We start from the raw sequence: 19069 nt of genomic DNA, 5'->3' as shown, positions 1-19069 counted from the left end.
CCGGGCAGGAGCGCGGTGCCGCCGGTCAGGAGCGGGAGGGCCTGGGTAGCAGCAGGTGGACGGCGAAGGCGGCGGCGACGGCGAGGGTGGCCTGGTAGAGGGTGGACAGCTCGGGTTGCGGGGCGGTGACGAACAGGGCGTCGATCCCGGTCGTCACGAGGCCCGCCAGGGTGACCAGGCCGGTGGCGTGCCAGCCGAAGAAGCCGGCCGCCCACGCGGTCAGCGGCCAGCGGTTGTGGTCGGGGTGGCGCAGGAGCCAGGTGGCCGAGGCGACGGCCGCGGCGTTGAGGGCCACGGCGATCACCGTCGGCTCCACGGCCGGGCTGGTGAGCAGCGCCGCCAGGGCCTGGCAGGTCGCCAGGACGATCATCAGCCACGTGCCGAGCCGGGTGCGGTCCACCGGGTGGATGGTAGTGATCCCCTTCGGGAGGTCGCCCCGGCGGGCGCACGCCTCAGGCGTTGACGAGGCGGTCCACGGCCCTCGGCAGGATCGCGTGCAGGTCGTCCAGCGCGCCCGACGGCACGTCGTCGCGGAACGTGTAGACGCACGACACCAGGTTGCCGCGCGCCATGAACGCCACGCACATCCAGTACTGCTCACCGGGCTTGGTCGCCGACGCGCAGAACCCGAGGAAGCCCTCGACCCCCTCCGGGCGGTTCACGGACACGTTCCCGACGACGTTCAGCTTGATGTCGTCCTCGCTCCACGAATCGCAATCCCGGGTCGCGGCGGTGAGCTGGGACAGCATCTCCGCGCCGGTCGCCTCCGAGTAGCCCACGACGGACTGCCGCAGGGCGATGCGGCCATCGGCCCACTCCCGGAACAGGCCCGGTGTGTAGCCGGACTCGGCGTCGACCTCCACTTCACACGGCTTGGGCATCCCCTCGACGGCGTACTGCTGGTAGGTGGGCGCGGCGACGCCGTAGTCGGCCAGGCCGTCACGCGGGATCGTGGCGCGTTCCACCATCGCGGGGAGGCGGTCGGCCAACGACGGTGCGCTCGACGTGGTCACCGGGACGGAGGTCGTCGTCGGTGATGACGACGACGTCGGCGCGGGCTCTGCCGCGGGCGTCGCGTCGCACGCCACCAGCACACCCGCCAGAACACCTACCGCGACCAAGCCCCCCATGATCTTCACAACGGCACTATCGCCCCTCTGATGTGGACGTTTCACGGAGTAGGCGACGTCACACCCGGCGATCCAGGTCCTCACAAGTGCGCTCGTCAGGGAGCAGGGGCCGGAAGGACACGACGAACGTGCTGCCACCACTGGTCCACCGCGAGTCTTCCTGTCGTCTGCCTTGGGCGAGCCGCAGCACCACGGCGAGGTCGTCGCCCGACACGACCGTGCACAGCCCTTCCCCGGTCGACGTTCCCCTTTCCAGCGGACCCGACGGCCAGGGCTCGGCAGGCGCGTCCTGGCCGACTCCGCCGGTGGCCAGCACGGCGAGTGAGGTCGGCTGGTACCCGGTCGCGGACTCCGGCGGCGCCGGGAGCGACCGCGCGAACGCCAGCGCCGCACCGCGGTCCCCGCTGCCGCCCGCCTCCGGTGCGGTGACGCGGGTGGTCTGGACGCCGTTCGGGGTGTCGAGGGTGATGCGCAGGAGGGAAGCGTCGGTCTGCTCGTCATACGGGTGGTCGCGGGCGCGGTCCAGGCCCGCCGCGTAGGCGTCCGCGACCAGCTCGCGGTAGTCGTCGGCGGCGAGCCGGTACTCGCGGGCGGCACGCAGTGCGTCGGTGCCCTCCCCCGGCACGACGACGCGTCCACCGCCGTACAGGGAGAACTTCGGGATCGGCCCCCGTTCCCAGGGACGCAGGCCGCTGTGCTGCTCGTCCACCCGCAGCACCAGGGTCGCGGGATCGGACGGCAGCGAGTCCGGGCCGGTGGCGCACGCCACCAGTCCGACGACGAGCAGCCCGACGGCCGGCACGGCGCGCATGAGATCGGTACGCAGGACGACTCCCGGAAGAATGGGCGGACGTGGCCCGGGGAAACGCCCCCGGGCCACGTCCGGGTGATCAGGACAGGGTCACGTTGTAACTGCCGGAACCCGCCTTGTTGACCAGGACGACTCCGTAGCAGCCGCCCTGAGGGGTGAACCTGACCGACTCCGGCTGGTTCGGGCCGTTGCCGGTCGACTCCGCCAGCGCCGCCGACCTCCCGACCACCGCCGTGGCCGGGGCCGCCGGGTCCGAGTCCATCAGGAACAGCTCGGCGTCCTGGCTCGGGTCCGAGGGCGTGACGGTGATGGTGATGTCGGCGCCGCCCGACCCCGGACAGATGTCCCAGACGGCGGCGACGTCGTCCAGCCCGGCCATGGTCTGGCTCACCGGGCCGATCAGCAATCGCCCCGTCGCGGCCAGTTCGATCCGGTAGTCGCCGGTGCCCGTCGAACCCGCGGGTCGGCTGACGACCGGGTAGAAGTCGCCCGTGCCCTTGATGGCCGAGTCGACCGCGACGAAGTCCACTGTGGAGCCCGGCAGCACGCTGCTACCCAGCAACTGCTGGTGTGCCGAATCGTCGTAGACCCTGACGTCGTAGTCCGCGCCCGCCGGCGGGCGCAACGCCACGACCGACCAGAACGCGAACGTGGTGTCGAAGCGGTAGTTGTGCGGCGGGTCCGGGGTCGGGCGGGTCAGCGCCGCGCCGTCGGTGATCGGGAAGCGGAAGCCGTAGTCGATCGTGTTCTGGAAGAGCGCGCCGGCCGGACCCGGTCCGACGTCGTGCCCCTCCTCGCCGCGGTGCGTCCAGAACTCCCTGAAGTCATTGGACCTCCTGTCCAGGAACGTGTCCCAGATGGCGTCCCGCGCCGACTCCTGCCAACCGTCCCAATAGGCCTCACCGGCCGGGTCCATCAGGTCCCACAGCGATCCGGTGACCCGCCCCTCGGTGTCGTCGCCGGTGTCGTAGCGGGCGGTGTCCTCGACGCGCCAGCCCCGGTACTCGTCCCGGTTGTAGATCGCCATGGGGTAGAAGTTCGCGAACCCCTCCGTCCAGGCGCACCCCTCCGAGCTGCGTCGGTCCATCTGGTGCGGCGAGCACCTTTCGGCGTTCGGGTAGGCGTCCTCGTAGACGTCGTCCATGACCGCGTGCCCGTACTCGTGGACGGTGTCGGTGCGGTCGTCGGGGGCCGCCGGCTCCAGCCGCACCGTGTTGTCGTTCAAGGTGTAGCGGCTGTTGTCGTTGGCGTCGTCGTCCGGGTACACGATTTCCATCCGGCGGCAGTCACCGGTGTCCCGGGCGTCCCAGCACTCGCCGGGCGTCCACTCCTGGGCGTCGTTCGCCAGGTCGAAGGCGTGCAGCACGCGGTGCAGGGTCTGGTCGGCGGGTGCGAGCCGGCCCAGGTCCACCGTCCGGCCGTCGCCGATGTCGTCGCGCTGCGCCGACCGGAACTCGTAGACCGGCCGCAGGAAACCGAGGTCGACGGTGACCCGCCACAGGCCGTTCTCCGCGCGGACCCGCACGTAGACGTCCTGGCCGCCGCTCACGTCGTCGTTGTCGAAGCAGAGGCGGAAGCCGCCCCTCCCGTCGGTGAGCGCGGTGTCGAGCAGGTCGTCGCCGCCGAACGAGTCGTCGTCCCAGGCCTGCACCTGGATGTTGGGCGACGGGTGGCCGGTGGCCGCCGGGAATTCGTAGCCGACGGTTCCGGTCACGCACGACAAGGCCTGGGTCGTCGGCTCGGACGACGGCGGGTCGTCACTGTGCGGGGCCGGGAGGTCGTCCGCCGGAACCGCCTGGAAATCCAGGTGCGGCGTGGACGGCGTGAGCGTCATCCCGTCGGGCAGTGCTTCCAGCGCGGTCGAATTGCGTTCGGCGTCCAAGCCGAGGTACGACTCGGCGCTCGTGCCCCCGACGGTCAGCAGCAGCAGGTGCTCGTCGTCGTCGACCGGCGTGTCCGACGGCCCGACCAGCCGGGCCCGCACGGACGTGGCCGCCGCCGCGACGCCGCGCACCGACCCGGTGTACTGGAACGTCCCACCGGCTTCGAGGTCCACCGACCGCCAGGCGCGGTGGACGCCGTCCCCGTCCTCGGGCAGCAGCGGCCCGAGCCGGTCGACGCGCGAGCCGGCGGGCCGCTCGTCCCAGCCGAGCGCGGACGGGAGGTCGACCTCGATCCGCGCACCGCGCAGGTCGACGGCCGTGCCCACCTCCACCGAGAGCCGCGCGGTCTCACCGACCGCGGGCGCCCGGTCGAGTCGCGCCACCACTTGCACGCAACTCGACCAGTCCAGCGCGGCGGCGCAGTCCTCCCCCTGGCCCGCGCCGGACGCGGGGCCGGCGTGCGCCGCCGGCATCCCGACGGCCGGCACGAGCATGACCGACGTCGCCGAAACGACGCATAACGCGGTACGGACGAATCTTTTCAGACGTTGCACGACACCCTCCCGATTTCGGGAGTCGACTGTGCCCGGACGGCAGCTTTTGCCGTCGTCGATCAACGCGCGGCGACAGGCAGGACAATCTGCGCTCGATCACCTGTTGCCGGCCCCGATCCGGCCGGTCGACGCCCACCCCCGTATACGGCAACCGGGACGAACCGTAGCGAGGGTGGTGATCCGGGGGCAAGAGGTTTCGGTTCGACCGAAAACGCGTCGATAACAAATTTCAGGTCGAATGGAATTCGTGTCGGCGATTTGTCAGAGGTCCAGGAACTCGAAGACCGCGGCACGCAGCTCTTCGCCCGCCAACGCGCCGATGTGGTCGCCGGGCACCCGCCGCAGCCGCGCGCCGGGAACCCGCGCGACCAACTGCTCGATACCCTGGGCCATCGGATCTTCTTGCCCCGCGAGGAACAGCGTGGGCGCCTCCGGCACGCGACCGGCCGGGTCGAACGGCTCCCGCGCCAGCCCCTCGACCAGCCGCAGCAGCGACTCGGCGTCCTGGCCCTCGCGGGACACCATGCTCGTGATGATGCCGGTCAACGGGTCTCCCGGCTGCGGTCCACCCTGGACGGCGGCCCGTGCGGCGGCGAGGTCGACCGCGCCGAACGGTTCCATCGGGCTGAGGCCGCCGAGCACCAGCCGGCGCACCGGGAGCACGTGGGCGGCGGCGAGGTCCCACGCGAGGCGGGCGCCGAGCGAGTAGCCGACCACGTCGACCTCGGTGGAGCCGATGCCGTCGGCCAGCCGCTGGAGCAGGCGCGCGGTGGTCACCTCGTCCGCCGAGGCGACGGCCGGGCCGCCCGCGTGGCCGGGCAGGTGCACCACGACCGTCTCCCGGCCCGCCGCGGACAGCGGTCCGGCCCAGCGCGAGACGGGGAAGTCGGACTCGCCGGCCGCGGCGAATCCGTGGATCAGCACGACCGGCGGGCCGGTGACCTCGGAGGTGGGCTGGGTGCGGGTGGCCGGCAGCGCGGCGACACTTGTCATTCTACAAGCGTAGACAATAAGTCCGGTCGGGTCCAGGCGGTCAGCCGGCGATCCGCTCCATGAAAGCCTCGACGTAGGCGCGGTAGCGGTCGACCAGTTCGCCGACCGGGTGCATCAGGCTCGCCACGTTGGCGCCGATGGTGACCGAGATGATCTCGTCCGCGAGGACGCCGACGGCCGGCGCGTCCGGTGGCTCCCCCTTGTCCCAGGCCGCCGCGATCCGCGTGGTCAGCTCCGCCCGCCAGGTCGTCAGCAGGTCGCGGTACTGCCGGGCCAGGTCCGGGTTCGCGACCGAGTGCTCCCACAGCACCAGCAGCACGCGGGCGGACGTGATCTGGTGCGCGTCCAACGGCATGGCGCCCTCGACGAAACCCCGCAGCGCCTCCTTCGGACTCGCCTCCGGGTCCAGTTCGGACATGTGCTGCGCGGTCTCCAGCAGGACGCTCTCGAACGTCGCCGAGATGATGTCGTCCTTGCTGGCGAAGTAGTGCTTGAGGGCGCCATTGGCGAAACCCGCGGCCGTGACGATGCTGCGCATCGTGGCCGCCTCGAAGCCACCCTCGGCGATGAGCTTCTTGGCGACCTCTACGATCTCGCGGCGCCGCTGGTCGTGGTCGATGACCTTCGGCATGGCTACGACCCTAATGCACGCATGTCAGGCCGAGTCCCGAAGGCCGAGCCAGGTGGCGCGGCGTTCGGCCTGGCGTACCGGGTCGGCGACCGGCGCGGCGAGCAGCAGCCGCCGCGTGTACGGGTGCTCGGGCTCCCGCGTGACCTCGCTGGTGCGCCCGGACTCCACGATCTCGCCCTGGTACATGACCGACACCCGGTGGCAGATCCGCCGCACGACGCCGAGGTCGTGCGAGACGAACAGGTACGACACCCCGGTGTCCCGTTGCAGGTCGATGAACAGGTCCAGGATGGTCGCCTGCGTGGTGAGGTCGAGCGCGCTCACCGGCTCGTCGCAGACGATCAGCCGGGGCCGGCGGACGAGCGCCCGCGCGATGGCGATCCGCTGCCGCTGGCCGCCGGAGAACTCGCTCGGGTACCGGTGCACGGAGTCGGCGGGCAGCCGCACGTGGTCGAGCATCTCGGCGACCACCGACCGTGCCTTCGCCCGTGCCGTCCCGGTCACCACGAGCGGTTCGGCGAGGACTTCGCCCACCGTCATCGTGGGGTCCAGCGAGCCGTACGGGTCCTGGAACACGACCTGGATGTCGTTGGCCAGCCGACGGCGCGCGGCGCCACGCGCGTGCGTGATGTCCTCGCCGTCGAACGTGATCCGCCCGGAGGTGACCCCGGCGAGCCCCAGCACGGCCTTGCCGAGCGTCGACTTGCCCGACCCGCTCTCCCCGACCAGCCCGACGCACTCACCCGGGCCGACCGAGATCGAGACGCCTTTCAGCGCGCGCAGTCGCAGCTTGCGGTGCAGCCGGTAGTCGACCACCAAGTCCTCCACCGTCAGCAGCGGCGCGGTGTCCTCGGGCTCGATCATCGCGCGTCGTCCTCTCCGCCCACGTGCGCGGCGCTCCGGTCCAGGTCCACCGGAGACTCCCGGGCCCAGGCCTCGTCCAGTTCGTGCCGCCCCTCGGTGTCGTCCAGGGACGCGCTGATCAGCTCGGCCGTGTACGGGTCCGCGGGGTGGCGGAAGATCTGCTCCACCTGGCCGGTCTCGACGATCCGGCCGTCCTTCATCACCACGACCCGGTCGCAGATGTCCGCCACGACACCGAAGTTGTGCGTGACGATCACCAGCGCCATGTCGTACTCCTGCTGCAACTCCCGGAGCAGTTCCAGCACCTCCGCCTGCACGGTGACGTCGAGCGCGGTCGTCGGCTCGTCGGCGACCAGCAGCGACGGCCGCCCGGAGACGGCGCCGGCGATGAGCACGCGCTGCGCCATGCCGCCGGAGATCTGGTGCGGGTACGACGCCAGCACGCGGTCGGGGTCGGTGATGCCCACCCGGACGAGGACTTCCCGCGCGCGGGCGCGGGCGTCGACTTTGGACAGGCCGTGCACGTGCCGCAGCGGCTCCACGAGCTGGTGCTCGATCGTGTAACACGGGTCGAGGTTGCTCATCGGCTCCTGCGGCACGTAGCCGATCGACCGGCCGAGCAGCGCCGAGCGCTCCTTGGCCGACAGCCGGCCGACCTCCCGGCCGTTGACCCAGATGCCGTCCGAGACCGCGGTCCCGCCGGACGGCAGCAGGTCGAGCACGGTGAAGATGGTCTGCGTCTTGCCGGAGCCGGACTCGCCCACGATGCCGAGCACCTCGCCGGGGGCCGCGTCCAGGGACACGCCGCGGACGACCTCCTTCACCCCGGTCCGGGTGGCGTAGCCGACGCGCAGGTTCTCGATCCGCAGCGCCGAGTCCTCGGTCCGGTGCTCGTGCGTGCCGCTCGCGACCCGGTCGGGCAGGTCCGCGGGCGCGGGCGCGGCGAGTTCCTGCCGCACCCGCGCGCGGGCCCGCCGGGAGGGCTGCTCGGTGCGGATGCTGATCAGGTCCGCCAGGGTCGACCCGATGAACGCCAGCGCGGCGATCGTGACCCCCAGCGCGATCGACGGCCACAGCAGGATCAGCGGGTACGTCAGCATGTTCTGGAAGCCGTCGTTCATCATCTGGCCCCAGCTCGGCGTGGACGCCGAGCCGATGCCGAGGAACTGCAGGCCCGCCTGCATGCCGATGGCGATCCCGCCGGTCAGCGCCGTCTGCACGACGATCGGCGCGTAGACCGCGCGCAGCATGTGCGTGCGCAGGATGCGCGGGTTGGTCACGCCGGCGACGCGGGCGGCGTCGATGTACGGCTCCCGGCGGACGGCCAGCGCCCGCGCCCGGGTGATCCGGTAGTAGCCCGGGGCGAGGAAGACACCCAGCGCGATCATGAGGACGGTGAAGTCCTGGCCGGTGCCCGCGGCGACCACCAGCAGCACGATCATGCCCGGGACCGACTGGAGCGCGTCGCTGATCCACGAGCACACGCGGTCCGTGACACCGCCGAAGTAGCCCGCGACGACACCCGCCGGCACGCCCAGCAGGAGGCCCGCGACACAGGTGATCACCGCGCCGTACAACGTGGTCTGGGCGCCGTAGAGCAGGCGGCTGAGGATGTCGCGCCCCGCGGTGTCGCCGCCGAGGGGGTGCCCGTCACCCGGCAGCGCGTGGCTGAGCTTGAAGTCGACCAGGTTGGGGTCGTACGGCGCGAGCCACGGCGCGAAGACCGCGGCGGCGATGACCACCAGCAGCACGGCCAGGGCGGTCACCCCGAGGGGGCGGCGCAGGTAGCGCCGCCACAGCGAGACCCGCTTGACGGGGGCCAGCGTAGCGGGGAACGGGGCTGCGGTCATCGCTCGCGCACCTTCGGGTTGACCCACCCGAGCACGAGGTCGAGCAGGAAGTTGACGATGACGACGAACACCACGGTGACGGCGGTCAGGCCGAGCAGCACCGGGATGTCCCCGATCTGCGAGGCCGACTGGGTCAGGCTGCCGATGCCGGGCAGGTTGAACACGATCTCGACGACGATGGCGCCGCCGAGCAGCCCGACGAACAGCAGCGCGAGCACGGTCAGCGCGGCGGGCGACGCGTTGCGCAGCACGTGCGTGGTGACGCGCCGGCCGGAGAGCCCACGGGCCCGCAGCGTGCGCACGAAGTCCTGGTTGGCGACCTGGAGGAAGCCGTTGCGCAACTGCTCCGCGACCATCACGATCGCGCCGAGCGCCAGGGACACCGAGGGCAGCGTGATGGATCGCAGCCAGCCGCCGATGGACTGGTCCGGTGAGACGTAGCCGACGGCGGGGAACCACTTCAGCTCGATGGCGAACCACATGACCAGCACGAGGCTGACCCAGAAGCCGGGAAGCGCGAACAGCACCACGGACGCGAGCTTGAGGCCGCGGTCGAGCAGGCCGCCGGGGCGCAGGCCGCACGCGATGCCCACGGCCACGCCGACGACGGCGGAGAGCACGGTCGCGACGACCACGACCGACAGCGTCACCGGGACGCGCAGCACCAACTGGTCGTTGACCGGCTGGAAGTTCCGCCACGAGGTGCCGAAGTCGCCCGTGGCGGCGTTCGAGAACCAGTTCCAGAACTGGACGAGCAACGGCTGGTCGTAGCCGATCTTGGCGCGCAGGGCGGCCTGCTGGGCAGGCGTCGCGCTGTTGCCGAGCAACCCGGGGGTCGGGTCTCCCACGGCCAGGTAGGCGAGGAAGAACGTCCCGCTCGTGACGACCACGAGCAGCAGGATTCCCGACAGCAGGCGTTTCGCGATGAAGGACAGCATTTCTCGGCTCCTCACCGGCGGGTCCGTCCGGTGTGGACGGACCCGCCGGAGCACGGGCGCGTCAGCCGCGCTGGATGAACCGCAGCGTCGGGAACATCATGCCGGTGATCGGCGTCACCGTGATCCCCTTGACGCTGAAGTAGGTGTTGTCTGCCTGGTACCAGACGCTCCACCAGGCCAGGTCGACCAGCTTCGTGTTGAGCTGCTTGAGCAGCTCCGTCTGCGGCGCGCCGGGCTCGGCCTTCTCGACCTGCTCGACCAGCGCCTTCACGTCCGGGAAGGCGTCGACCGACGGGTTCGGGTTGTACCACTGGGCCGTGGTGACCTGGTCCGACAGGGTCGCCATGTCGTTGCCGCTCATGGCGATCACGGCGAGGAACATCGGGTACGTCGGCGCGTTCTTCTGGTAGTCCGGCATGGCCATGTCCTGCCACTCCACCTTGACGCCCAGCTCGCCGAACGTCTGGTTGGCGGCCGGCTGCCACGCCGCGAAGATCGGCGACATCGGCATCTTCACGGTGAAGCCGTCCGGGTAGCCGGCCTCGGTGAGGAGCTGCTTGGCCTTGGCCATGTCCGTCTTGTACTTGTCGTTCATCGACTTGTCGTAGACGGCGCTGTTGTCCGAGGGGAAGAGCTGGTTGGTGACGGTGCCGGAGTCGTTGCCGACCGCCTTCAGGATGCCGGCCGCGTCGAAGGCGTAGCTGATCGCCTGCCGGACGCGCTGGTCGCCGAGCGCCTTGACCTGGCTGCCGGTCCGGTCGGCGAACTGCACGCCGACCCACGACGAGGGCTTGGAGGCGATGTTCCAGCCGTTCTCCTTGGCCCTCGGCAGGTTCGCGGCGTTGGCGAACTGGACGTTGAGCTGGCCGGACAGCATCGCGTTGAAGCTCGCCGTCTGGTCGGTGATCGGGAACAGCTTCACCGACGGGAACGGGTAGGTGCCGCTGTCCCAGTGGTTCTGCTTCTTGGTGAACACGTACTGCGACTGCGGCGCGGAGCCGGCCTTGTCGTAGGTGTACGGGCCCGAGCCGACCGGGCCGTTGGCCAGCGAACCGGCCTGGATGGCCGCCGGCGAGGCCATCCAGCTTCGGCCCAGGCCCATGAAGTAGAGCAGCGAGTCGTCCCGCTTGGACAGTGTGATCTGGATGGTGTCGGCGTCCTTGGCCTCGACGCCGGCCACGTTGAGGTACGCCTGGCCGGAGCGGACGCCGGCCTTCAGGTGCTGGAGGTTCGCGACCGCCGCGGCGGAGTCGAACTTCTGCCCGTCGTCGAACGTGACGTCGGTGCGCAGCTCCGCGGTCAGGGTCAGCCGGTCGGCGGACCACTCCCAGGACTTGGCCAGCGCGGGCACCGGCTTGCCGTCCTTGTCCAGGGCCACGAGCGGGTCGTAGACGGCCGACAGATACGGGCCGTCGAAGCCGATGTCGGCGGCGGCCGGATCCCAGGAAGTCACGTCGAGGAACACCCCGGCCTTGAGCTCGCCTGTATCCGTGCCGGCGGTGCTACCACCGCCGCCGCCTGAACTGGTGCATCCGGCGAGTGCGGAGGCCGCCGTGGCGGCTATCGCGACCAGTGCCGCGATCCGTGTCCTCGTCATCGGGTCCTTCTCTCGGGTGATGGACTGCCGGCGGGGGTCACGCGCCGCTGCCGCGGGCTGGTCCTCGCCTGGAGCATGTAGATCATGGGGTGAGACCTGGCTCACCGCGATGCGGGATAGTCTACGGTTGTCGGCTAAAAAATCAACGGTTGACCGACCAGTATTCGTCCCGGAAGTAAACGACTACCCACCGTTTCCGGTCGGCGTCCTCGAATACCCCGTTGACCTGCGGTTTCAGACCGCTTCGGCGACCAGGACGCGCGGGCTGCCCGGCAGCGCGAGGACCTCGCGGGCCCGCCAGCCGGCGCCCTCCAGCCACGACCGCACCTCCGCCTCGGGGTAGACCACCGTGCCGTCGATGACGAAGTACTCCCCCGCGTGCAGCGCGTCGATCGGGCGCTGGCGCTCGTCGTCGTCGAGGAAGAAGTCGAGCAGCAGCAGGGTCGCGCCGTCCCGGGCCGCCGCGCGGGCGTTGGCCAGGATCGCCCGGTTCTGCTCGGCCGTGAACCGGTGGATGACGTGGTTGACCATGACGAGGTCGTGGTCGCCGCCCGGCGCGGCGGTCTCGGTGTCGGCGGGCTCGACGGTCGCCCGGTCGGTGAAGCCGGCGGCGGCGAGCGCGTCGGTGATCCCCTGCGTCGACATGGGCGCGAAGACGAACCGGACCGCGAGGTCGGGGTTGGCCTTGAGCGCGTTGATCGCGAAGTCCGGCGACAGCCCGCCCAGGTCCAGCATCGACCGGTACGGGGTGAAGTCGAAGCCGCGGGCCAGCATCGCGGCGTGCAGCGAGTTGTACCGCATCACGCCGGCCATGAACGTGCCCCACCGGGCGTCGTCCATCTGCAGGTCGCCCGGCTTGGTGGTGTCGACCGTGGTGTCGAACTGGAGCCAGTGGCCGTAGCTGATCTCGTTGAGGAAGGTCAGGAACGGCGCGAGGTCGGTCGGGCCGCTGCCACCGAGGTATTCGGCGGCGTCCGGCGCCAGGGAGTACCGGCCGTCCTGCCGGTCGAGCAGGCCCTGGGCGTTCATCGCGTCGGCCAGGATGCGGGCGATCTGCTCGGTCACGCCGGTGGTCGCGGCGAGTTCGGCCGCCGTGCGGGGGCCGTCGGCGAGGGCGGGGAAGAGCCCGATCCGGGACGCGGAGAAGAGCTGCTTGGCGCCCATGTAGCCGATGGCGATGTCGACGATGCGGTCCGGGACGGGTCCGGTCATGACGGCTCCTCGAAGGGGGATGCGGGCCACCTCGCGGCGGGCCCGGGACGAGTGGAGTGTTAGTCTACGCACGTCGACTAAAAGCACCAGCCCCTTCGACGGATTCCATCGGCAACGGAATGGCGACCGGACCCACCCGCCGCCGGATTCCACCGGCAATGGACTCCCGACCGGGATCCAGCGCCATCGGATTCCACTGGCGGCGGACTTGCGACCGAGCCTGACCGACGCCGCGCCGGAGCGTCCGACCGCGCTGTTCCCCTTGTGTTCCAAGGCGTTTATTTTCTACGCTCGTATACTACAAACCCGACCGGAGCCCCGGTCCCCCGAGAGGAACCGACGATGACCTCTGCCCGCACCGTGTTGGTCACCGGAGGAGCGGGCGGCATCGGCCGCGCGATCGCCACCGCTTTCCACAAGATCGGTGACAACGTCGTCCTCGCGGACGTCCACGGCGTCGAGGAGGCGGCCTCGGCGCTCGGCGTGCGCGGGGTGACGGTGGACATCACCGACCAGGAGTCGATCACCCGGGCGCTCGACGAGGTCGGCCCGGTGGACGTCCTGGTCAACAACGCGGGCCTGCTGGCCATCCACGGCCGCCTGCTCGACCTGCCGGCCGCGGACATGCAGCGGATCCTCACCACCAACGTCCACGGCACCTTCCTGATGACGCAACAGGTCGCCCGCCGGATGGTCGAGCGCGGAACGCGCGGCGCGGTGGTCAACCTGTCCTCGATCGGCGGTCGCCAGCCGACCCCCGGCATGGGCGGCTACGAGAGCAGCAAGGCGGCGGTCGACGCGCTGACCCGGTGGGCGGCCGTCGAGCTGGCGGAGCACGGCATCCGCGTGAACGCGGTGGCGCCCGGCCCGGTGCTCACCCCGATGCTGGCCGCCGGCCTGCCGGAGGGCTCGCCCGCGCGCCAGGCGTGGGTGGACCGCATCCCGCTGCGGCAGCTCGCGGCGGTCGAGGACGTGGCCGCGGCGGTGGTGTTCCTCGCCGGCGACACCGCGTCCCATATCACCGGCACGAGCCTGCCGGTCGACGGCGGCCAGCTCCTCACCTGACGAGCCGGACCGCCCGCTCCACCCTCGCGCCAACGGGTCGCCCGACCGGCACCGTCCACTCGGGACGGTCGGGTGGCCACCCGCCGCCGACTTCCCGATGCGCCCGGAACGACCGCGGCGGGCAGTTGCGGGCGAGGTCTCGACATTTTAGTCGACATCCGTAGACTAACCCACCGGGCGGCCGGATCGCGCCTCCCGCCACCGGAAGGAGCCCGATGACCGTCCCGACCTCCACCCGTGCGGCGGTGCTGACCGAGCACGGCAAGCCGCTGCACCTCACCGAACTCCCGCTGCCCGCCGAGGTCGAGGCCGGCGCGGCGCTGGTGCGCGTCTCCTGCGCCACGCTGTGCGGCACGGACGTGGAAATCTGGTCCGGCAAGATGAGCTTCCCCGGCATGCTGCCGATGGTGCTGGGCCACGAGATGGTCGGCGAGGTCGTCGCCGTCGGACCGGACACCCGGGACGCGCTCGGCCGCGACATCCCGGTCGGCGCGCGGATCGGCTGGTCCGAGTCGACCTGCGGCGAGTGCTACGGCTGCACCGTCCTGCGCGAGCCCGTCGCGTGCTCCCGGCGCGGCTACGGCTTCCTCCAGCGGTCCGACGTCCACCCCTTCGCGACCGCCGGCCTGTGCGAGTACGCCTACGTCGTGCCGCGCGCGGCGAAGCTGCTGCTGCCCGACGAGCTGCCGGACACCTGGGCGGCCATGGCGGGCTGCGCGGCCAAGACCGTGCTCCGGGCGTTCGACCGGGTGGGCGGGGTGACGCCGGGGTCACGGGTCGTGGTCCAGGGTTCCGGCGCGCTCGGCCTGTTCGCCACCGCCGTCGCCCACCTGTCCGGAGCGGGCAAGGTGATCACCGTCGGCGCCCCGGCGTCCCGGCTGGCCCTGGCCGGCGAGTTCGGCGCCGACGCGACCGTCGACGTGGCCGGGGGCTCGGACGGCATCGTCGAACGGGTCCGCGAACTGACCGGCGGGCACGGCGGAGACCTGGTGATGGACTTCGCCGGCGCGCCGTCGGTCGGCCCGGAAGCCGTCGCGATGGCCGCGCAGCGCGGCCGGGTGGTGATCGTCGGCACCACCGGCCCGGAGCCCGCGCAGGTGCCGCTCGGCACGGTGATGGGCAAGGAGCTGACCGTCGTCGGCTCGCTCAACGGCGACATCGCCGACTACCACCGGGCGATCGAGTTCTTCGGCGCGTTCGCCGACCGGATGCCGTGGGGCGACCTGTTCGGCGCACCGGTCGGCCTGTCGGCCGCGTCCGACCGGATCGAGGCGATGCACCGGCTCGACGAGGTCAAGGCCGTCATCGACCCCCGTCTCCCCTGAACCAGGTCATCGACCCCGTCTCCCCTGAACCAGTAGGAGCCACCGTGTCCCAGTTGCCCCGCCGCCGCGTCGGCACGTCCGAGCTGGACGTCTCACTGCTGTCCCTCGGCTCGTGGCACACCTACGACCGAATGGACTTCGCCGACGCCGTCGCGATGGTCCGCAAGGCCGTGTCCGCCGGCGTCAACCTGTTCGACGTCGCCGTCTACGGCATGCCCGGCAGGCCGCCGGTGTTCACCGACGTGATCTGGGGCGCGATCATGCGCGCCGCGGGCATCCCGCGCGACGAGTACCTGGTGTCGGCGAAGCTGTGGATCGAGGGCTTCGGCGACCGGGGTTTCCGCCCGCAGCTAGAGAACGCCTTCCTGCGCGGCGGGTTCGACGTCGCCGACCTCGTCATCCTCGGCGACCTCCGACGCGACGACGTCACGCTGGAGGACCTGGTCGACGACCTCGCCGGGCTGACCCGCGCCGGGCTCATCCGGGCGTGGGGCGTGAACAACTGGTCCGCCGGGAACATCCGCCGGCTCCGGGAGATCGCCGCCGCGCGCGGTGTCGACGGACCGCAGATCGCGCAGCTCAAGTACAGCATCGGCCGGCGCTCCATCCCGGACGGCGAGCCGTTCGGCAAGCTGTTCGCCGAGGGCTTCACCATGCAGGCGTCGGACGTGCTGGAAGGCGGCATCCTCGCCGGGAACACCAACCCGACCCGCGAGATCGGCCGCGACCCGGGCGGTGTCCGGGAGGCGATCACGCGGAACGCCGACGCCGTGGTCGGGGTCGCGCGGGAACTCGGCACGAGCGCGGCGCGGCTCGCTGTCGCCTTCACCCTGACCCACCCGGCCAACGTCACCACGCTGTTCGGCGCGAGCAAGTCGGCCCAGTTGGAGGACAACCTCGCCGCCGTCGACCTGGTCGAGCAGGTCGGCGCGGGCGTGCTGCGCGCGCTGGTCGAGCCGTTCTGGGCGGACCGCGGCGTGGTCGACCCGGAGGGGCCGTGAACCACCGACCGTTGAGCGAGGAGCCCGCCGTGACCCATCCCCCGGTCCCGTTCGATCCCGAGATCGAGCCCGCGCTGGCGCAGATCGTGCCGCCGGACGCCCCGCCGTTCACGCCCGAGACGATCCCCGCGATGCGGCAGGCCATGGCGGCGATGTTCCCGCCGGCCGCCGAGGTGGTCGGGGACGCGCCGGTGCGCGTCGTGGAGCGGACGATCCCCGGTCCCGACGGCGCGCCGGACCTGGAGATCACGGTCATCTCCCCGCGCGAGGTCGAGCGGCCCGTGCCCGGCCTGTACAACATCCACGGTGGCGGCATGATGGTCGGCCACCGCAACATGGACGTCTCCCGGCTGCTCGCCCTGGTGCTGGAGCTGGGCGTCGTCGCGGTCAACGTCGAGTACCGGCTGGCCCCCGAGCACCCGCACCCGGCGCCGGTGGAGGACTGCTACGCCGGGCTGGTGTGGATGGCCGAGCACGCGGCCGAACTCGGCGTCGACCCGGACCGGATCGTCGTCATGGGCGGCAGCGCGGGCGGCGGGCTGTCCGCCGGGGTGGCGCTGCTGGCCCGCGACCGGGGCGGCCCCGCGCTCGCCGGGCAGCTACTGCTCTGCCCGATGATCGACGACACCAACACCACGGTCGCCAGCCGGCAGTACAGCGGCCTGGGCACCTGGACCCGCGAGTCGAACCTGGCGGGCTGGCGGTCGCTGCTCGGCGACGCCGTCGGGACCGACGCGGTGTCGCCGTACGCCGCGCCCACCCGCGCCACCGACCTCTCCGGACTGCCGCCCGCGTTCATCGAGGTGGGCAGCGCGGAGCCGTTCCGGGACGAGGACACCGAGTACGCGCTGCGGATCTGGGCCACCGGCGGGCAGGCCGAACTCCACGTGTGGAGCGGCGCCTTCCACGGTTTCGACATGTACGTGCCCGAGTGGCACATCAGCCAGGCCGCGCTCGCGACACGGAACTCGTGGCTGCGCCGGGTCCTCGGGCTGGCCGGGGCATGAGCGCCGGACAGCACCGCCCCGTCCCGTACGACCCCGAGCTGGCACCGGGGCTGGCGGCGTTCCTGGACCTCGTGGAGCGGATCCCGTTGCGGGCGGACACGATCCTGGCCAACCGCGCCCACTTCGCGACCATCATCCCGCCGGTCGAGGAGATGGTGGGCGACCTGCCGGTCGACCTGGAGGACCGCACGGTGCCCGGCCCGCCGGGCGCGCCGGACATCGTGCTGACGATCATCCGCCCGCGTGGCGGGGTCTCCGACGCGCCCGCGTTCTACGGCATCCACGGCGGCGGGATGGTCCTCGGCAACCGGTACTTCGGCGTCAACGGGCTGATCGAGGACGTGCTGCGGTACCACGCGGTCGGCGTGTCGGTGGAGTACCGGCTGGCCCCGGAGCACCCCGCGCCCGCCGCGGTCGAGGACTGCTACGCGGGCCTGGTGTGGCTCGCCGAGCACGCCGCCGAACTCGGTGTCGACCCGACCCGGATCGTGGTGACCGGGGCGAGCGCCGGCGGCGGGCTCACCGCCGGGGTGGCGTTGCTGGCGCGGGACCGGGGCGGCCCGGCGATCGCCGGGCAGATGCTGATGTGCCCGATGCTGGACGACCGCAACGAGTCCGTGTCCACCCGGCAGTACGACGGGCTGGGCGCTTGGGACCGCAACAACAACGACACGGCCTGGAACGCCATCCTCGGCCCGTTGCGCGGCACCGACGAGGCGTCGCCGTACCAGGTGCCGGCCCGGATGGCGGACCTGTCCGGCCTGCCGCCCGCGTACATCGACGTCGGCGCCGCCGAGATCTTCCGGGACGAGGCGACCGAGTACGCGCTGCGGATCTGGGCCACCGGCGGACCGGCGGAACTCCACGTGTGGGCGGGCGGGTACCACGGTTTCGCGGGGTTCTCCCCCGACGCCGAGGTGTCCCGCGCGGCGGCGGAGGCCCGGTTGTCGTGGCTGCGGCGGATCCTGCGACCCTCGTGAGCCTGCGCCGGGTCGCCGTCGTCCTGGGGCTGCTGGAGACCTTCGGGCCGATCTCGATGGACCTCTACCTGCCCACCCTGCCGCGGCTCGCCGCCGATCTCGACACCAGCGAAAGCCTGGCGCAGGCCACGATGTCGGCGTGCATGCTGGGGTTGGCGCTCGGCCAGCTAGTCGTCGGCCCGCTCAGCGACCGGTTCGGCCGGCGTCGGCCGCTGCTGGTCGGGGTGGGGCTGTTCGCGGTGCTGTCCCTGGTGTGCGCGGTGACGCCGTCCATCGAGCTGCTGCTGGCCGCGCGGTTCTTCCAGGGGCTGTGCGGTTCCGCCGGGATCGTGATCGCCCTGGCGGTCGCGCGTGACCTGACGGACGGCGTCGAGCTGGTGCGGCTGCTCGCGATGCTGACCACGGTCGGCGCACTCGCGCCGATCGTGGCACCGGTCGTCGGCGGGCAGCTTGCCCTGGTGATGGACTGGCGCGGCATCTTCGCCGTGCTGGCCGGGATCGGCGTCGCGTTGTTCGTGCTGGCCCTGACGTCCTTGCCGGAGAGCCTGCCGCCCCCGGCCCGGCACGCCCGGGGCCCCGCGCACCACTTCGGCGCGGTGCTGCGGGACCGGTTGTTCCTCTGCTTCCTGCTCGTCGGCGCGTGCGGCGGCGCGGCCTTCTTCACGTACCTGGCCTCGATCAGTTTCGTGTTGCAGGACAGCTTCTCGCTGACCCCGCAGTGGTTCAGCGTGTGCTTCGCGGCCAACGCGGTCATGTCCGTGGTCGGCGCGCAGATCAACCGGGTCGTGGTGCGCCGCGCGGGACCGGCGCGGATGTACGCCGTCGGCACCACCATCACGGCGGTGGCCGCGCTCGCGATGGTCGTCTCGGTGCTGTTCGACGCCGGGTTGTGGGCGCTGCTCGTCCCGTTGGCGCTGCTGATGCTCGCGGGTGGCTGCACGCAGGCCAACGGGTCGGCCCTCGCCCTGGCCGACCACCGGGCACGCGCGGGTACGGCCGCCGCGCTGCTCGGGACGTCGTCGTTCGCCCTCGGCCCGGTGGTGGCCCCGCTGGTGTCGCTGGGCGGGACCAGTCCGCTGTCGATGAGCCTCACGATGGCGGTGGCGTACGGCTGCGCGGCCGGGCTCGTGTGGCTGGCGGTGCGGCCCCGGCTGCGCCGCCGTGCGGTGCGGCTGGACAAGGTCGACGTCGTTCCGCCCGGCCCACTGTGACGGTCGCCCGCCACAGT

General features: G+C 71.8%; 17 protein-coding genes. 6 read left to right on the top strand and 11 right to left on the bottom strand.

Annotation, left to right across the window (positions count from 1 at the left end):
* Positions 1 to 25: 25 nt before the first annotated feature.
* From ACQPZF_RS12775 to ACQPZF_RS12725, 11 genes are all read right to left on the bottom strand, one after another.
* Complete coding sequence (locus ACQPZF_RS12775) at positions 26 to 400, bottom strand: hypothetical protein (protein ID WP_433271580.1); 375 nt, start codon at positions 398 to 400, stop codon at positions 26 to 28.
* Between the two features lie 52 nt (positions 401 to 452).
* Positions 453 to 1139: a hypothetical protein gene (locus ACQPZF_RS12770; RefSeq protein ID WP_433271579.1), complete on the bottom strand. Its 687-nt coding sequence runs from the start codon at positions 1137 to 1139 to the stop codon at positions 453 to 455.
* Between the two features lie 49 nt (positions 1140 to 1188).
* A complete protein-coding gene (locus ACQPZF_RS12765; protein ID WP_433271578.1) occupies positions 1189 to 1932 on the bottom strand; it encodes a hypothetical protein in 744 nt (247 codons plus the stop codon).
* 88 nt (positions 1933 to 2020) lie between these two features.
* Positions 2021 to 4318, bottom strand: a complete 2298-nt coding sequence (locus tag ACQPZF_RS12760; protein WP_433271577.1) for a hypothetical protein — start codon at positions 4316 to 4318, stop codon at positions 2021 to 2023.
* A gap of 321 nt (positions 4319 to 4639) precedes the next feature.
* Complete coding sequence (locus tag ACQPZF_RS12755; protein WP_433271576.1) at positions 4640 to 5371, bottom strand: alpha/beta fold hydrolase; 732 nt, start codon at positions 5369 to 5371, stop codon at positions 4640 to 4642.
* Positions 5372 to 5411: 40 nt separating this feature from the next.
* Positions 5412 to 6002, bottom strand: a complete 591-nt coding sequence (locus ACQPZF_RS12750; RefSeq protein ID WP_433271575.1) for a TetR/AcrR family transcriptional regulator — start codon at positions 6000 to 6002, stop codon at positions 5412 to 5414.
* A gap of 24 nt (positions 6003 to 6026) precedes the next feature.
* On the bottom strand, positions 6027 to 6866 hold the full coding sequence (locus ACQPZF_RS12745; RefSeq protein ID WP_433271574.1) for an ABC transporter ATP-binding protein: 840 nt from the start codon (positions 6864 to 6866) through the stop codon (positions 6027 to 6029).
* The gene (locus tag ACQPZF_RS12740) at positions 6863 to 8716 is read right to left on the bottom strand and encodes a dipeptide/oligopeptide/nickel ABC transporter permease/ATP-binding protein (protein WP_433271573.1); all 1854 of its coding nucleotides are present in this window, start codon (positions 8714 to 8716) and stop codon (positions 6863 to 6865) included. Before ACQPZF_RS12740 ends, ACQPZF_RS12745 begins: the two co-directional genes overlap by 4 nt.
* Positions 8713 to 9654: an ABC transporter permease gene (locus tag ACQPZF_RS12735; protein WP_433271571.1), complete on the bottom strand. Its 942-nt coding sequence runs from the start codon at positions 9652 to 9654 to the stop codon at positions 8713 to 8715. Before ACQPZF_RS12735 ends, ACQPZF_RS12740 begins: the two co-directional genes overlap by 4 nt.
* A gap of 61 nt (positions 9655 to 9715) precedes the next feature.
* On the bottom strand, positions 9716 to 11251 hold the full coding sequence (locus tag ACQPZF_RS12730) for an ABC transporter substrate-binding protein (protein ID WP_433271569.1): 1536 nt from the start codon (positions 11249 to 11251) through the stop codon (positions 9716 to 9718).
* 234 nt (positions 11252 to 11485) lie between these two features.
* A complete protein-coding gene (locus ACQPZF_RS12725; protein ID WP_433271567.1) occupies positions 11486 to 12463 on the bottom strand; it encodes a methyltransferase family protein in 978 nt (325 codons plus the stop codon).
* Between the two features lie 342 nt (positions 12464 to 12805).
* Between ACQPZF_RS12725 and ACQPZF_RS12720 the strand changes: the two genes are divergently transcribed.
* The 6 genes from ACQPZF_RS12720 to ACQPZF_RS12695 all read left to right on the top strand — a co-directional run bounded on the left by ACQPZF_RS12720 (position 12806) and on the right by ACQPZF_RS12695 (position 19052).
* Positions 12806 to 13528 carry an SDR family NAD(P)-dependent oxidoreductase gene (locus ACQPZF_RS12720; RefSeq protein ID WP_433271565.1) on the top strand — a complete coding sequence of 241 codons (723 nt, stop codon included), beginning with the start codon at positions 12806 to 12808 and terminating at the stop codon, positions 13526 to 13528.
* 215 nt (positions 13529 to 13743) lie between these two features.
* Positions 13744 to 14853: a zinc-binding dehydrogenase gene (locus tag ACQPZF_RS12715; RefSeq protein ID WP_433271563.1), complete on the top strand. Its 1110-nt coding sequence runs from the start codon at positions 13744 to 13746 to the stop codon at positions 14851 to 14853.
* Between the two features lie 44 nt (positions 14854 to 14897).
* Positions 14898 to 15854: an aldo/keto reductase gene (locus ACQPZF_RS12710; protein ID WP_433271561.1), complete on the top strand. Its 957-nt coding sequence runs from the start codon at positions 14898 to 14900 to the stop codon at positions 15852 to 15854.
* Between the two features lie 29 nt (positions 15855 to 15883).
* A complete protein-coding gene (locus ACQPZF_RS12705) occupies positions 15884 to 16861 on the top strand; it encodes an alpha/beta hydrolase (RefSeq protein WP_433271558.1) in 978 nt (325 codons plus the stop codon).
* Positions 16858 to 17841, top strand: a complete 984-nt coding sequence (locus tag ACQPZF_RS12700) for an alpha/beta hydrolase (protein WP_433271556.1) — start codon at positions 16858 to 16860, stop codon at positions 17839 to 17841. The genes ACQPZF_RS12705 and ACQPZF_RS12700 overlap by 4 nt, the downstream gene beginning before the upstream one ends.
* Positions 17838 to 19052, top strand: coding sequence for a multidrug effflux MFS transporter (locus tag ACQPZF_RS12695; protein WP_433271555.1), 1215 nt, complete (start codon positions 17838 to 17840; stop codon positions 19050 to 19052). The genes ACQPZF_RS12700 and ACQPZF_RS12695 overlap by 4 nt, the downstream gene beginning before the upstream one ends.
* Positions 19053 to 19069 lie beyond the last annotated feature (17 nt).

The sequence above is a fragment of the Actinosynnema sp. CS-041913 genome (assembly GCF_050942485.1).
Classification (GTDB): domain Bacteria; phylum Actinomycetota; class Actinomycetes; order Mycobacteriales; family Pseudonocardiaceae; genus Actinosynnema.
This window is presented reverse-complemented; position numbering and strand designations above follow the sequence as displayed.

Coding starts and splice junctions, on each gene's coding strand:
- ACQPZF_RS12715 (WP_433271563.1), top strand. CDS start 13,744: ATGACCGTCCCGACCTCCACCCGTGCGGCGGTGCTGACCGAGCACGGC.
- ACQPZF_RS12760 (WP_433271577.1), bottom strand. CDS start 4,318: ATGCTCGTGCCGGCCGTCGGGATGCCGGCGGCGCACGCCGGCCCCGCG.
- ACQPZF_RS12720 (WP_433271565.1), top strand. CDS start 12,806: ATGACCTCTGCCCGCACCGTGTTGGTCACCGGAGGAGCGGGCGGCATC.
- ACQPZF_RS12740 (WP_433271573.1), bottom strand. CDS start 8,716: ATGACCGCAGCCCCGTTCCCCGCTACGCTGGCCCCCGTCAAGCGGGTC.
- ACQPZF_RS12730 (WP_433271569.1), bottom strand. CDS start 11,251: ATGACGAGGACACGGATCGCGGCACTGGTCGCGATAGCCGCCACGGCG.
- ACQPZF_RS12735 (WP_433271571.1), bottom strand. CDS start 9,654: ATGCTGTCCTTCATCGCGAAACGCCTGCTGTCGGGAATCCTGCTGCTC.
- ACQPZF_RS12725 (WP_433271567.1), bottom strand. CDS start 12,463: ATGACCGGACCCGTCCCGGACCGCATCGTCGACATCGCCATCGGCTAC.
- ACQPZF_RS12745 (WP_433271574.1), bottom strand. CDS start 6,866: ATGATCGAGCCCGAGGACACCGCGCCGCTGCTGACGGTGGAGGACTTG.
- ACQPZF_RS12755 (WP_433271576.1), bottom strand. CDS start 5,371: ATGACAAGTGTCGCCGCGCTGCCGGCCACCCGCACCCAGCCCACCTCC.
- ACQPZF_RS12750 (WP_433271575.1), bottom strand. CDS start 6,002: ATGCCGAAGGTCATCGACCACGACCAGCGGCGCCGCGAGATCGTAGAG.
- ACQPZF_RS12700 (WP_433271556.1), top strand. CDS start 16,858: ATGAGCGCCGGACAGCACCGCCCCGTCCCGTACGACCCCGAGCTGGCA.